Here is a 14,312-nt window from a genome sequence, read left to right as displayed (position 1 = left end):
CCATGAGAACACTCAGGATCACGAGGGCGGTCGGAGCGCTGCTGCTGGCCGCCGGCGCGCTGTTCACCGCCCAGCCGGCGACCGCCGGGGTGCCGGACGGCCCGACGCCCCCGGCCGAGTTCACCACCGACTGGCACGACCCGGTCACCGCCGCCCCGCCCGTCGACACCCCCGGAACCCCCGGCTGCGAGGTCACCCTCGCCGCCGCGCGGTTCCGCGACTTCACCCCGTACCGGGGGAGTTACACCCCGCCGGAGAAGTGCGGCACCCGCTGGAACAAGGTCGTCCTGCGCCTCGAAGGCGCGGTCAAGGGCCGCCAGTACGACCGGCTCGGGTACGTCACCGTCGGCGGCGTCGAGATCCTGCGCACCTCCACGCCCCAGCCCTCGCCCGACGGCATCACCTGGTCGGTCGAGAAGGACGTCACCCGCTACCGCGACACCCTCAGCCGCCCGCAGCCCGTCGAGATGCTGATCGGCAACGTCGTGAACGAGACGTACACCGGTGTCCTCGACGTCCGCGTCACCCTCGCCTTCCACACCGCCGGGGGCCGCGTGAAGCCCGCCGCCGGCACCCCCGACCGGGTGCTCCCGCTCACCGGCTCCACCCTCACCACCCCGCGCAACACCGAACGCGTCCTCGCCGAGGTGTACGCCACCGGTTCGGGCGGCGGCTGCGAGGAGTACTGGTACCTCTCCGTCCCCGACGCCGCGCCCTACTCCTGCCGGACGGCCGGCGGACCGCACCGCGAGGTCCGGGTCTCCGTGGACGGGCGACTCGCCGGCATCGCCGCCCCCTTCCCGACGGTCTGGACCGGCGGCTGGTCCAACCCCTTCCTCTGGTACGTCACCCCAGGACCCCGTGCCTTCGACGTCCAGCCGGTCGTCTACGACCTGACGCCCTTCGCCGCCGTCCTCAACGACGGGCGTCCCCACCGCGTGGAGGTCACCGTCGCCGGCGTTCCGGCCGACCGGCCGGGCTGGTCCACGCCCGCCAACGTCCTCCTCTGGCAGGACGAGGGCAGCCGGGTCGTCACCGGCGGCCTCGACCGCCACGAGGAGACCGCCCCGCGCGACTCCTCCGTGTACACGGCCGGCTCCGGGGACGCCCCGCACCGGCTCGACACCACCGCCGGCCACCGGCTCACCGTCGCCGGCCACCTGAACACCTCGCACGGCCGTGTCTCCACGACCGTCACCCGGGCCGTCGGGCACACCTCCGTCCACCGCTGGGGCGAGGGGGAGAACCCGGACGCGCTCACCGCCCGCTGGACCGACCGGGAGACCGTGACCACCGGACGCACCGTCACCCGTACCGACCGCGTGTACACCATGGACGGGGAGACCACGATCGGGGCCGGCGACCGGCTGCGGACGGTCCTCGCGCTCGGCGACCACGCCGACACCCTCGTCCTGCGCGACGGACGGCACCCGTCCCGGTCCCGCCTGGACCACACGTACACCGGCGACGCGACGTACACCACCGGCGTGCCGCGCGAGGAGCGGCACGCCGTCGGCACCACGACCGAGCGCTACCGGCTGCACGGCTCCGGGGGCTGTTACGACCGGACCCTGACGACGGTCCAGGGCACCGTCACCCGGGACCTGCGCCGCTGCTGAACGGGACCGTGCCCGGCCCCCTCCCGTACGGGGGGCCGGGCACGGCGTCTCAGCGGGGCTTCACCGAGTCCACGCCCGGACGGGCCCCGCGCCACTCGCCCCGGGTGAAGTCGGGGATCTCCTGCGGCGCCCCGCCGGCCCTGATCGAGGCGTGGCTCAGCGGCACCGGGGCCGACCAGGTGGCGGCGTCGTACACGTCGAAGTCCGGCACCAGGCCCTTCTGGAGGCACTGCAGCAGGCGGTAGACCATGATGTAGTCCATTCCGCCGTGTCCGCCCGGCGGGTTGGCGTGCTCCTTCCACAGCCAGTGGTCGAAGTCGGCCGCGTACGCGGAGAAGTCCCCCCACTGGTCGTCCTTGTGGTCCGGCTCCAGGTAGATCCGGGCCGGGTAGTCCTCGAAGACGCCCCGGGTGCCGCCCAGGCTGTTGACCCTGCTGTACGGGTGCGGGGTGGAGACGTCGTGCTCCAGACGGATCACCCGGCCCCTGGCCGTCTGCACCAGGCTGATCGTCCGGTCGCTCCCGACGTACGTCTCCTTCCGGCTCGGATCGCCCGCCGGCACGTGCTCCGCGCGGTACTCGGCCAGTCCGAGGGCCGGGGTGCCGAAGCTGCTGATGCTCACCGCCCGGTCGCCCCGGTTGATGTCCATGTAGTTCGCGACCGGGCCGAAGCCGTGGTTGGGGTAGAGGTCGCCGCGCAGCCGCGTGTGCCACAGCCGGCGCCAGGGCCCCTCGTAGTACGTCGGCGAGAACAGCAGGGCGCGCAGGTCGTGGTTGTACGCCCCCGCCCCGTGCAGGAGGTCGCCGAACTTCCCCGCGTGCGCCATCCGCAGGACCCGCATCTCGTTCCGGCCGTAACAGCAGTTCTCCAGCTGCAGGCAGTGGCGGCGGGTCCGCTCCGACAGGTCGACCAGCTCCCACAGCTGGTCCAGCTCCATCGCGAGCGGGCACTCCACGCCGACGTGCTTGCCGTTCAGGAGCGCGGTCCGGGCGACGGCGTGGTGGCTGTCCCAGGGGGTCGCCACGTACACGAAGTCGAGGTCGGTCCGGGCGCACAGGTTCGCGTAGTCCTCCTCGCCGTTGGCGTACAGCGCGGGGGCCGGCCGGCCGGCGGCGACGACCTGCGCGGCGGCCCGCTCGGCCTTCTCGCGCACCGGGTCGCAGACGGCGACCACCCGCACCCAGGAGTGGGCGAGGAAGTGACCGATCATGGCGGCGCCCCGGTTGCCGAAACCGACGATGCCCACCCGGACCGTGGAACGGCCCTCGAAGGGGACCCCGGCCATGGTGGCGCCCCGCCGCTCCGGCGCGGCGGCGGGGGCGGACGGGGCGGCGGGAGCGGCATGGGCGGTTCCGGCACCGGCGGCGAGACCGAGCCCCGCTCCGGCGGCCCCCGCCGTGGTCCTGAGGACCGTACGGCGGCTCGGAGTGCGCGGTGTCTGCTCGTTCATGGAACCTCCCGGAGCTGTGGGCACGGCCGTTTCATGAATCCCGCACAGGACCCTGGCCCCGGCGGCCCACGGCCCGCAAGGGTGCCGGCAGGACACGGGAGACGGATGACCGGACTGTACTGTTCCGGACCCCGGGCGGAACCGCACCGGACTCCGTGCCTCACCCGAACGGACGAAGGGCCCCTCGCCGCCCGGGCGGGGGGCCCGCGACCGGCGGACGAGGGGCCCGGCGGCGGATCAGGGCCGGGTGGCGCGCTCCAGGGCGAGCAGCACCGACGCGTAGGGCCGGCCCGTCGCCCGCTCCATCCCGATCTCGCACGTCCGATTGGCCGAGAAGTGCGCGTCGAACGGCCGGGCGGTGACCTCGGCCGCCTCGCGGGCCGTCGCCGAGGCCGTCAGTTCCGGGTGCAGCATGCCCCGGTCGCCCGCGAAGGCGCAGCACCCCGCGTCGGCCGGGACCACGACCTCCTCCGCGCAGGCCCGGGCCACCTCGGTCAGCTTCTCCCCGTCGCCCAGGCGCAGCGCCGAACACGTCGGGTGCACCACGGCGGACCCGGCCCGGCGGCGCACCCGGAGCCGGGGGAGGAGTTCGTCCGCCGCCCACACCGGCGAGTCCACCACCGTCAGTTCCGCGTGCAGCGTCCGGTTCTCCTCCGTCAGGTACGGCACCACCTCGCGCGCGATGCCGAGCGCGCACGAGGAGGCGTCCACCACGAGCGGCAGCCTTCCGCCCGCCGTCCATCCCCAGGCCGCCTCGACGATGCGGTTCGCCATCACCTCGTTGCCCCGCCCGTACCCCTTGGAGTGCCAGATCGTCGCGCAGCAGGTGCCGGCCACGTCGTCCGGAATCCACACCGGCCGCCCGGCCCGCGCCGACACCGCGACGACCGCCTCCGGCAGCGAGGGCCCGGGTTCGCCGTCCGGGTTGCCGAGGACGCGGTTCACACAGGCCGGATAGTAGACGGCGGCCGCCGCCGGCCGGTGGGTGCGGGGCAGCCGCCGCGCCGCGGCGCCCGGGATCTCCGGAAGCCACTCCGGTACGAGGCCGGGGCCGACCGCCCTGCGGGCGAGCCCGGTCACCGAGGCCAGGACCCGGTCGCCGATCCGGTCCGCGGCGGCGACGGCGAGCCGTGCCGAGGCCTCCACGAGACGGAAGTCCTTCGCGGCCAGGGCGGCGATCCGCTCCTCGCGCGGGGAGTGCCGCTCGTGCCGGAACTCCCGCATCAGGGCGCCCGTGTCGATGCCCACCGGGCAGGCCGACGCGCACACGGAGTCCCCGGCGCAGGTGTCGACGGCGTCGTACCCGTACGCCTCCAGGAGGCGGGTCTCGACCGGCGAGCCGTCGTTCTGCCGCAGCATCTCCCGGCGCAGCACGATCCGCTGGCGCGGAGTGGTCGTCAGGTCGCGGCTGGGGCACACCGGTTCGCAGAACCCGCACTCGATGCACGGGTCGGCGATCCGCTCCACCGCGGGGATCGTCTTCAGGCCGCGCAGGTGGGCCTGCGGGTCGCGGTCCAGGACGATCCGGGGCGCGAGGATTCCGTCCGGGTCGACGGCCTCCTTGATCCGCCACATCAGCTCGGTCGCCTCCGGCCCCCACTCCAGCTCCAGGAAGGGCGCGATGTTGCGGCCGGTGGCGTGCTCGGCCTTCAGCGAGCCGTCGAAGCGCTCCACGACGAGCCCGCAGAACTCGTCCATGAAGGCGGCGTACCGCTCGACGTCGGAGGGGTCGCCGGCGTCGAAGGCGAGCAGGAAGTGCAGGTTCCCGTGGGCCGCGTGCCCGGCCACGGCCGCGTCGAAGCCGTGCCGGTCCTGGAGGTCGAGCAGCGCGGCGCAGGCCTCCGCGAGCCGGTCCGGCGGCACCGCGAAGTCCTCGGTGATCAGGGTCGTGCCCGAGGGGCGCGAGCCGCCGACCGCCGCCACGAACGCCTTGCGGGCCCGCCAGTACCCGGCGATCCGCTCCGGGTCGCGGGTGAACGCGTTCTCCGCGGACGCCACGGGGGCGACCGTGCCGAGCCCGGCCAGGATCTCCTCCGCCGCCCGCTCGTACGCCTCCAGGGCCGCCGCGTCCGGTGCCCGGAACTCGACCAGGAGCGCCGCCGTCCCCCGTGGCAGTTCCGCCCAGTCGGCGGGTCCGCCCGCCGCGCCGGCCGAGGCCCGCAGGGTGTTGCCGTCCATCAGCTCGACGGCGAGCGCCCCGGCCCCGCCGAACAGGGGCACGGCCGCGGCGGCGGCCGGGAGCGAGGGGAAGAGGAGCAGGGCCGTGGAGACCTCGCGGTCCAGCGGCAGGGTGTCGAGGACGACCTCGGAGATGAAGCCGAAGGTGCCCTCGGAACCGACCATGAGGCCCCGCAGGACCTCGACGGGCGTGTTCCCGTCGAGGAAGGCGTCGAGCCGGTAGCCGTTGGTGTTCTTGAGGGCGTACTTGGCCCGGATGCGCGCGGTCAGCCCGGCGTCCGCCTCGATCTCCGCCTTCAGCGCGAGCAGTTCCGCGCAGAGCTTCGGCTCGGCCCGCGCCAGCTCCTCGTCGGCGCGCGGGTCCCCGGTGTCGACCACGGTGCCGCCCGGCAGGACGACGGTGAGCGAGGCGACGGTCCGGTACGAGTCGCGGGCGGTGCCCGCCGTCATCCCCGAGGCGTTGTTGGCGACCACCCCGCCGACCGTGCAGGCGATCGCGCTGGCGGGGTCGGGTCCGAGGACGCGGCCGTACGGGGCGAGGGCCGCGTTGACCCGCGCGACGGTGGTGCCGGGGCGGACCCGGACCCGGGCGCCGCCGTCCAGGACCTCCACGCCCGCCCAGTGGCGGCGCACGTCCACGAGGACGTCCTCGCCCTGCGCCTGCCCGTTGAGGCTGGTGCCGGCGGCCCGGAAGACCACCGCGCGGCCCTTGCCGCGCGCGTACGACAGGACGGTGGAGACGTCGTCGATGTCCTCGGCGACCACGACGACCTGCGGGACGAAGCGGTAGGGGCTCGCGTCCGAGGCGTAGCGGACCAGGTCGGAGACCTTCGACAGGACCTTCCCGGGGCCGAGCAGCTCGGTCAGCTCCTCGCGCAGCCGCCGGGGCGTCCCCCCGGCCCTGAGTTCCGGCACGCGGTCCGGGGCGGGGGTCCGCTTCCCGCCGGGGCGCAGGGTCCGGGGGTTCGGTTCCAGCAGCGGCATGTCGGGCTCCCCTTCGGCGCGGCCCGTGCCCGGAGGGTCAGCAGCCGCCCTCCGGTCCGGGGGACACCAGGGCGGACAGCAGTCCTCCGAGGACCTCGCGCTGGTCGACGGTCAGTGGATCAAGGATGTCCTCCGCGGCGGCCCGGCGCGCGTTGCGCAGCTCCCGCAGCGTGGCGCGGCCCGCGTCGGTCAGCTCGATCCTGATCACGCGCCGGTTGTCCGGGTCGGGAGCCCGGCGCACCCGGCCGGCCGCCTCCAGACCGTCGACGAGGCTGGTCACCGCCCTGGGGACGACCTCCAGGCGGGCCGCCAGGTCGGCCATCCTGGGCGGCTCCCCGAAGGACGCGACCGTGCGGAGGAGCCGGGACTGCGCGGGGGTGATGCCGACCGGCTCCAGATGACGCTTCTGGATGCGGTGCAGACGGCGGGTGAGCCGCAGCAGCTGTTCGGCGAGGAGGCCGTCGGCGTCGGTCCCGCCCGCCCGGTCCGCGCCCTCCGCGCGGCCCGGTCCGCCGGGACGGCCGCAGCGGTGCGCGGGGCCGGGGCCGGAGTCGCTCGCGGAGCAGGGGTCGCTCGCGGGGCCGGGACCGCTCGTACGGTCGGCGTCACTCGTACGGTCGGGGGTATTCATACGGGAACAATATCAGGACGCAGTTCATTGTGAGGGTAGGTAACAGTGAGCTAAGCTCTGTTCGACACCGAACCCTCCGAAGGAGCCCATGCGCCCCCACGACCGGTCCGAATGGACACCACCGCCCCGTGACCCGGGAGAACCGAAGGAGCCCGCCCAGGTGCGGCGCATCCTGAGGCTCTTCCGCCCCTACCGCGCGCGCCTCGCGCTCGTCGGCCTCCTGGTCGGCGCCTCCTCGCTCGTCTCGGTCGCCTCGCCGTTCCTGCTCAGGGAGATCCTGGACGTCGCCATCCCCCAGGGCCGCACCGGGCTGCTCAGCCTGCTCGCCCTCGGCATGATCGCCACCGCCGTCCTGACCAGCGTCTTCGGCGTGCTCCAGACCCTCGTCTCGACCACCGTCGGCCAGCGCGTCATGCACGACCTGCGCACCGCCGTCTACGAGCGGCTCCAGCGGATGTCGCTCGCCTTCTTCACGCGCACGCGCACCGGCGAGGTCCAGTCCCGCATCGCCAACGACATCGGCGGCATGCAGGCGACCGTGACCTCCACGGCCACCTCCCTCGTCTCCAACCTGACCGCCGTCGTCGCGACCGTCGTCGCCATGCTCGCCCTCGACTGGCGGCTCACCCTCGTCTCCCTGCTCCTCCTGCCGGTCTTCGTCTGGATCAGCCGCCGCGTCGGCCGCGAACGGAAGAAGATCACCACCCAGCGGCAGAAGCAGATGGCCGCCATGGCCGCGACCGTCACCGAGTCCCTCTCGGTCAGCGGAATCCTCCTCGGCCGCACGATGGGCCGCTCCGACTCCCTGACCCGGTCCTTCGCCGAGGAGTCCGAGCGCCTGGTCGACCTGGAGGTGCGCTCCTCCATGGCCGGGCGCTGGCGGATGTCCACCATCGGCATCGTCATGGCCGCCATGCCCGCCCTGATCTACTGGGCCGCGGGCCTGGCGACCGGCCCGGGCGGCACCACGATCTCCCTCGGCACCCTCGTCGCCTTCGTCTCGCTCCAGCAGGGCCTCTTCCGGCCCGCCGTCAGCCTGCTCTCCACCGGTGTGCAGATGCAGACCTCCCTCGCGCTCTTCCAGCGCATCTTCGAGTACCTCGACCTGCCCGTGGACATCACCGAGCCCGCCGAACCGGTCCGGCTGCCCGAGGTCCGCGGCGAGATCTCCTTCGAGAAGGTCGAGTTCCGGTACGACCCCGCAGCGCCCGGCCGCCCGACCCTGGACGCCGTCGACCTGACCGTCCCCGCCGGCGGCAGCCTGGCCGTCGTCGGCCCCACCGGCTCCGGCAAGTCCACCCTCGGCCACCTCGTGCCCCGGTTGTACGACGTCACCGACGGACGCGTCACCCTCGACGGGGTCGACGTGCGCGACCTGGACTTCGACACCCTCGCCCGCGCGGTCGGCGTCGTCTCCCAGGAGACGTACCTCTTCCACGCCTCCGTCGCCGACAACCTCCGCTTCGCCAAACCGGACGCCACCGACGAGGAGATCGAGGCCGCCGCCCGCGCCGCCCACATCCACGACCACATCGCCGCGCTCCCCGACGGCTACGACACCCTGGTCGGCGAGCGCGGCCACCGCTTCTCGGGCGGGGAGAAACAGCGCCTCGCCATCGCCCGCACCATCCTGCGCGATCCGCCCGTACTGATCCTCGACGAGGCCACCAGCGCCCTCGACACCCGTACGGAACACGCCGTGCAGCGGGCCATCGACGCCCTCTCGGCCGGCCGCACCACCCTCACCATCGCCCACCGCCTCTCCACCGTCCGCGACGCCGACCAGATCGTCGTCCTGGAGGAGGGCCGGATCATGGAGCGCGGGACGCACGAGGAACTGCTCGCCCTGGACGGGCGGTACGCCGCCCTGGTCCGCAGGGACGCCCGCACGGCACCGGAGGACGTCCCCCCGGCGGACGCCGTCCGCCGGACCGGGTGATCCTCCGTCCCGGGGGACCGGCGACCGCCGCGTGCACGGGTTCCCCCGATTTTCGTACGGGCCGGGTTAGCGTGCGCCCATGACGTACCGGTCGCCGTCCCCGTACGCGCCCCCGCGCCGTCCCTCCCTTCCCCGGCCGCCCCGCCGCCCCCGTCTCACCCGGCGGGGCCGCGTGGCGCTCCTCCTCGGGGCCGTCCTCGCCGTGGCCGCCGCGGTCGCCGTGCCGCTGCTGCTCGCACGCGGCGGACCGGCCCCCGAACGCCCCCGCCCCCTGCTCGTCCCGGAGGGCTGGCGGTCGGCCCAGGTCTACACGGCCGTCGACCGGGCGCTCGGCCTGCCCCGGGGAACCGCCCGGAAGACCGCGACGGCGGCCGGCGCCGCGCTCCCGCTGCCCGCCGAGGCCCGGGGCAACCCCGAGGGGTACCTCTTCCCGGCGACCTACCCGGTCCTCCGGGCCACCGACCCCCGGGACCTGCTGCGGTCCATGGTGGACACGGCGCGCGCCCGGTTCGGCACCGCGAAGGTCGCCGAGGGCGCCCGCGCCCACGGGCTGAGCGTGTACGAGACGGTCGTCGCGGCCAGCATCGTCCAGGCGGAGGCCGACAACCCGGACGACATGGCCAAGGTCGCCCGGGTCGTCCACAACCGCCTCGCCCGGGGCATGCCCCTCCAGATGGACTCGACCCTCAACTACGCGCTGGGCCGCAGCACCGTGGACACCACGTACCGGGAGACCCGGTCGACCAGCCCGTACAACACCTACGCGCACAAGGGCCTGCCCCCGGCGCCCATCGGCAACCCGGGGGACCAGGCCCTGGACGCGGTGATCCGCCCGGCGGACGGGGACTGGCTCTACTTCGTCACCGTGGCGCCGGGCGACACCCGGTTCACCGCCGACTACGCGTCCCACCGGGTCAACGTGGCCGAGTTCAACGCCAACCGGAGCGCGGAGAAGGGCTGAGGCGGCGGACCGTCCCGCCGGACCGGACCGCCCCACCGCACGGGACCGGACCGTCTTGCCGGACCGGAGCCGGGCGCGCCGACCGGACCGGACCGTCCCGCCGGGGCCGGGCGCACCGGCCGGGAGGGAGCGGGAGGGCCGCTCAGCCCGCCGGGGCGGCGGCCGGTGCGCGCTCCAGGAGCCGGCGGACGCCGGAGACGGCCGCCCGCCCGGCCCGGTTGGCGCCGATCGTCGAGGCCGAGGGGCCGTACCCCACCAGGTGGACGCGCTCGTCCCGCACCGCGCGCGTCCCCTCCAGCCGGACGCCGCCGCCCGGTTCCCGCAGCCGCAGCGGCGCCAGGTGGTCGATCGCGGCCCGGAAGCCGGTCGCCCACAGGATCACGTCCACGTCGACCGTCCGGCCGTCGTCCCAGGCCACCCCGGTCGGGGTGATCCGGTCGAACATCGGGAGCCGGTCCAGGACCCCGCGCTCGCGCGCCGCCCGGACCCTGTCGTCGAGGAGGAGGCCGGTGACCGAGACGACGCTCTCCGGGGGCAGCCCGCGCCGTACCCGCTCCTCCACGAGCGCGACGGCCGCCCGCCCCTCCTCCTCCCCGAACGGGCCCTCGCGGAAGACGGGCTCGCGCCGGGTCACCCAGAACGTCCCGGCCGCGACCTCCGCGATCTCCATCAGGTGCTGGGTGCCGGAGGCGCCGCCGCCCACCACGAGCACCCGCTGCCCGGCGAACTCCCGGGGGCCCGGGTAGCCGGCGGTGTGCAGCTGACGGCCCCGGAAGGTCTCCTGGCCCGGGTAGCGCGGCCAGAAGGGCCGGTCCCAGGTGCCGGTCGCGTTGATCAGGGCGCGGGTCCCGTACACGCCTTCCGAGCTCTCGACCCGGAGCCTGCCGCCCTCGCCCTCCCGGACGGCGGTGACGTCCACGGGCCGGTGGACCCGCAGGCCGAAGTTCCGCTCGTACGCGTCGAAGTAGGCGCCGATCACCTCCGAGGAGGGGCGGTCGGGGTCCGCGCCGGTCAGCTCCATGCCCGGCAGCGCGTACATCCCGTGGACCTTCCCGTACGTGAGGGACGGCCACCGGAACTGCCAGGCGCCGCCCGGGCGCGGCGCGTGGTCGAGGACGACGAAGTCCCGGTCCGGCTCCAGTCCGGCGCGCCGCAGGTGGAAGGCGGCGGAGAGGCCCGCCTGCCCGGCGCCGACCACGACGGCGTCCACCGCGCGGACGCCCGCCGGCGCCGCCGTTCCCGCGGACTTGTCGGCCTCGAAAAAGTTCACGCTTCTACCAACCGTGGCGGGGGCGTGGATCTTCCCGCCGCTCCGCCCGGGAGAGCCCCGCCCCGCCCCGCGCGCCCGGGCTCCGGCGGCCCCTCCGGCCCCGCGCGCCGGTCCCGCACAATACGGGGATGAGCGATGACGACCCGTACCTGTGGCTGGAAGAGGTCTCCGGCGACGCCGCCCTCGCGTGGGTGGCCGAGCGGAACGCCGAGACGGCGGAGGCCCTGACCGCCGATCCGGGCTTCGCCCCGCTGAAGGAGCGCCTGCGGGAGGTCCTCGACGCCTCGGACCGCATCCCGTACACGACCCGCCGGGGCCCGCACCTCTACAACTTCTGGCGGGACGCCGGGCACGTCCGGGGAGTGTGGCGGCGCACGACCCTGGAGGAGTACCGCAAGGACGAGCCCGCGTGGGAGGTCCTCCTCGACGTCGACGCGCTCGCCGCCGAGGAGGACGAGAAGTGGGTGTGGGACGGGGCCGTCGTGCGCCGGCCCGACCGCGACCGGGCCCTGGTGCGCCTCTCCCGGGACGGCGGCGACGCCGTGGTGGTCCGCGAGTTCGACCTCGTCACCCGCCGGTTCGTCCGGGACGGCTTCCACGTGCCGGAGGCGAAGACGGGGATCGGGTGGACCGGCGCCGACACCGTCTTCGTCTGCACGGACACCGGGCCGGGCTCGCTGACCGACTCCGGCTACCCCCGCACGGTCCGCCGGTGGCGGCGCGGCACCCCGCTGGAGGAGTCCGAGCAGGTCTTCGAGGGCGAGGGCGGGGACGTGGCGGTCTGGGGGTACCGCGACACCACGCCCGGCTTCGAGCGGGAGTTCGTCGGCCGCTCGACGGACTTCTTCCGGGGCGAGACGTACCTCCTGGAGCCCGGCGGGGCGCTCGTACGGATCGACGTGCCCGACGACGCCTCCGTCGACGCGCACCGCCGGCACCTCGTCGTCACCCTCAGGTCCGCATGGCTGGGCCGGCGCGCCGGTTCCCTCCTCGCGTTCGGCTTCGACGCCTTCCTGGCGGGCGACCGCACCCACGAGGTCCTGTTCACGCCCGACGGCCGGACCGCCCTCGCCGGGTACTCCTGGACCCGCCACCACCTGATCCTGCGGACGATGCGCGACGTCAGCACCCGCATCGAGGTCCTCACCCCGACCGCGGAGGGCCCCTGGGACCGCGCACCCCTCGCCGGGGTCCCGCCGTTCTCCGAGGCCGACGCCACCGGCACGGACCCGGACGTCTCCGACGAGTACTTCCTCGACGTGTCCGGGTTCCTCCAGCCCTCCACCCTCCACCGGGGGGAGATCGGCGGCGACGCGGAGGTCCTCAAGCAGGCCCCGGGCCGCTTCGACACCACCGGCCTGACGGTCGAGCAGCACTTCGCGACCTCCCCGGACGGCACCCGCGTGCCGTACTTCGTCATCGGCCCCGACCGCACCGCCACCGGACCCGGCCCCACCCTCCTCCACGGCTACGGCGGCTTCGAGGTCTCCCTCACCCCCTCCTACGGCGCCGTGCGGGGCCGGGCCTGGCTGGAGCGCGGCGGCACGTACGCCGTCGCCAACATCCGGGGCGGCGGCGAGTACGGTCCGGACTGGCACCAGGCCGCGCTGCGCGCCGGACGGCCGCGCGCCTTCGAGGACTTCGCGGCCGTCGCCGAGGACCTCGTCGCCCGGGGCGTCACCACCCCGGCCATGCTGGGCGCGACGGGCGGCAGCAACGGCGGCCTGCTCATGGGCGCGATGCTCACCCGGTACCCCCGGCTGTTCGGCGCGATCGCCGCCCAGGTGCCGCTCCTCGACATGCTCCGCTTCCACCGGCTCCTCGCGGGCGCGTCCTGGATCGCCGAGTACGGCGACCCGGACGACGGGGCCGACCTGCCGCACCTGCGCGACCTCTCCCCGTACCACCGGATCGAGGCGGACCGGACCTACCCGCCCGTCCTCCTGACGACCTCGACCCGCGACGACCGCGTCCACCCCGGCCACGCCCGCAAGACGGCCGCGCGGCTCCGGGAGCTCGGCCACCCCGTCCTGTTCCACGAGAACACCGGCGGCGGCCACGCGGGCGCCGGGGACAACGAACAGGCCGCCCACAACAGCGCCCTCCTCCACACCTTCCTGTGGCGGCACCTCGCCGGGCCGGGCCCCTCCCGGTAGGTCACAGCCACCCGGCGCGCTGCGCCTGGAGCGCCATCTGGAACCGGCTCCCGGCACCGAGCCGGGCCATCAGGACCTGGATCCGGCGGAAGAGCGTACGGCGGCTGACCCCGATCTCCCGGGCGATGACGTCGTCGCTCGCCCCGGCCGCGAGCAGCCGCAGCAGCCGGCGGTCGGCGGGCGGCAGTCCGGCCGGCCGCACCGAACGGCCGTGCAGGGGCAGCGCGCTCCGCCAGGCCTGCTCGAAGAGCGCCACGAGCGCCGAGAGGAGGCCGCAGGGCTGCACGACGAGCATGCTGTTGTGGACGTCGGCCTCCTTGATGGAGAGCGAGACCAGCGCGTACGACTCGTCGATGATCACCAGCTTCACCGGCACCGACGGCAGCACCCGCGCCTGCTCGCCCGCCTCCACGCACGGCTCGATCGCCTCCTCCAGCTGCCCCGGGTGCTCCAGGGACGCCTGCGAGTAGACGACGCGCTGCGTCACCCCGCGCGCCAGGGTCGCCAGGGCGTCGTCGGTGGCGCCCGGCAGCGGGAAGTAGGGCGGCGAGTCCAGCTGACGGATCTGCTCGCGCGCGCTGGCCCAGGCGTGCCGCATCCGGGGGCCGACCGCCTCGCCGGTCACCACCTCGACCAGATCGTCGTGGTACGCGGTCAGCCGCTGCCGCCGGAACGACTCGAACGCCCCGCCGACCGTGATCCGGGACTCGTCCAGTTCGGCCGCCCGGTGCCGGCCCAGGATCTCCAGCCCCGCCGCCGGCGGCACGGGCGCCACCGGGTCCCCGGCGTCCGCGCCGGCGCTCGCGAGGCCCGCGTCGACCAGCTCGCCGTAGGCCGCCGCCAGCTCGGCGCCCTCCAGACCGGCCGCCGCGCCGATGGCGGACAGCGGCGCGGGACCGAGTTCCAGAAGGTGCGGATAGACCCGCCGGGCCCGTTCACCGATCCCCAGGAGTCGCAGGGCCTCACCGAGCTTCGCGTTCGCCATGGACCGCATTATCGGCTCCCGCGCCGGCCCGGGTGTCCGATCCGTGCCAGTGGCGGACCCCGGCCACCGGCGGTTCCCGGAGGCAGTACCGTCCGGGAACCGCCGGCGACCGGTGGCCGGGGAACGGCGCCCCGGAAGA

9 protein-coding genes are annotated in these 14,312 nt (G+C 75.0%); 4 read left to right on the top strand and 5 right to left on the bottom strand.

Annotated elements, in window-relative coordinates; all coding sequences use genetic code 11:
• Nucleotides 1-2 precede the first annotated feature (2 nt).
• A complete protein-coding gene (locus ACZ3IL_RS22595; protein WP_467392687.1) occupies nt 3-1,619 on the top strand; it encodes a peptide-N4-asparagine amidase in 1,617 nt (538 codons plus the stop codon).
• Nucleotides 1,620-1,668: 49 nt separating this feature from the next.
• On the opposite strand, the gene ACZ3IL_RS22590 is transcribed toward ACZ3IL_RS22595, so the two are convergent.
• The 3 genes from ACZ3IL_RS22590 to ACZ3IL_RS22580 all read right to left on the bottom strand — a co-directional run bounded on the left by ACZ3IL_RS22590 (nt 1,669) and on the right by ACZ3IL_RS22580 (nt 6,862).
• The gene (locus ACZ3IL_RS22590; RefSeq protein WP_467392685.1) at nt 1,669-3,069 is read right to left on the bottom strand and encodes a Gfo/Idh/MocA family protein; all 1,401 of its coding nucleotides are present in this window, start codon (nt 3,067-3,069) and stop codon (nt 1,669-1,671) included.
• Nucleotides 3,070-3,306: 237 nt separating this feature from the next.
• Entirely contained in the window at nt 3,307-6,231 is a 2,925-nt protein-coding gene (locus tag ACZ3IL_RS22585; RefSeq protein ID WP_467392683.1) for an FAD-binding and (Fe-S)-binding domain-containing protein, read from the bottom strand.
• A 37-nt stretch (nt 6,232-6,268) separates the two neighbouring features.
• Nucleotides 6,269-6,862, bottom strand: a complete 594-nt coding sequence (locus ACZ3IL_RS22580) for a MarR family winged helix-turn-helix transcriptional regulator (RefSeq protein WP_467392681.1) — start codon at nt 6,860-6,862, stop codon at nt 6,269-6,271.
• An 88-nt stretch (nt 6,863-6,950) separates the two neighbouring features.
• Between ACZ3IL_RS22580 and ACZ3IL_RS22575 the strand changes: the two genes are divergently transcribed.
• Complete coding sequence (locus ACZ3IL_RS22575; protein WP_467392679.1) at nt 6,951-8,801, top strand: ABC transporter ATP-binding protein; 1,851 nt, start codon at nt 6,951-6,953, stop codon at nt 8,799-8,801.
• 79 nt (nt 8,802-8,880) lie between these two features.
• On the top strand, nt 8,881-9,762 hold the full coding sequence (gene mltG / locus ACZ3IL_RS22570) for an endolytic transglycosylase MltG (RefSeq protein WP_467392677.1): 882 nt from the start codon (nt 8,881-8,883) through the stop codon (nt 9,760-9,762).
• 142 nt (nt 9,763-9,904) lie between these two features.
• On the opposite strand, the gene ACZ3IL_RS22565 is transcribed toward mltG, so the two are convergent.
• Nucleotides 9,905-11,032, bottom strand: a complete 1,128-nt coding sequence (locus tag ACZ3IL_RS22565; RefSeq protein WP_467392675.1) for an NAD(P)-binding domain-containing protein — start codon at nt 11,030-11,032, stop codon at nt 9,905-9,907.
• Between the two features lie 128 nt (nt 11,033-11,160).
• Between ACZ3IL_RS22565 and ACZ3IL_RS22560 the strand changes: the two genes are divergently transcribed.
• Nucleotides 11,161-13,188, top strand: a complete 2,028-nt coding sequence (locus ACZ3IL_RS22560; RefSeq protein ID WP_467392673.1) for a prolyl oligopeptidase family serine peptidase — start codon at nt 11,161-11,163, stop codon at nt 13,186-13,188.
• A gap of 1 nt (nt 13,189) precedes the next feature.
• Here ACZ3IL_RS22560 and ACZ3IL_RS22555 read toward each other — a convergent pair whose 3' ends face one another.
• A complete protein-coding gene (locus tag ACZ3IL_RS22555; RefSeq protein WP_467392671.1) occupies nt 13,190-14,173 on the bottom strand; it encodes a LuxR family transcriptional regulator in 984 nt (327 codons plus the stop codon).
• Nucleotides 14,174-14,312: the final 139 nt, after the last annotated feature.

It is taken from the genome of Streptomyces sp. NPDC014907, assembly GCF_055562975.1.
This window is presented reverse-complemented; position numbering and strand designations above follow the sequence as displayed.

Coding starts and splice junctions, on each gene's coding strand:
- ACZ3IL_RS22560 (WP_467392673.1), top strand. CDS start 11,161: ATGAGCGATGACGACCCGTACCTGTGGCTGGAAGAGGTCTCCGGCGAC.
- ACZ3IL_RS22575 (WP_467392679.1), top strand. CDS start 6,951: ATGCGCCCCCACGACCGGTCCGAATGGACACCACCGCCCCGTGACCCG.
- ACZ3IL_RS22555 (WP_467392671.1), bottom strand. CDS start 14,173: ATGGCGAACGCGAAGCTCGGTGAGGCCCTGCGACTCCTGGGGATCGGT.
- mltG (WP_467392677.1), top strand. CDS start 8,881: ATGACGTACCGGTCGCCGTCCCCGTACGCGCCCCCGCGCCGTCCCTCC.
- ACZ3IL_RS22590 (WP_467392685.1), bottom strand. CDS start 3,069: ATGAACGAGCAGACACCGCGCACTCCGAGCCGCCGTACGGTCCTCAGG.
- ACZ3IL_RS22585 (WP_467392683.1), bottom strand. CDS start 6,231: ATGCCGCTGCTGGAACCGAACCCCCGGACCCTGCGCCCCGGCGGGAAG.
- ACZ3IL_RS22595 (WP_467392687.1), top strand. CDS start 3: ATGAGAACACTCAGGATCACGAGGGCGGTCGGAGCGCTGCTGCTGGCC.
- ACZ3IL_RS22580 (WP_467392681.1), bottom strand. CDS start 6,862: ATGAATACCCCCGACCGTACGAGTGACGCCGACCGTACGAGCGGTCCC.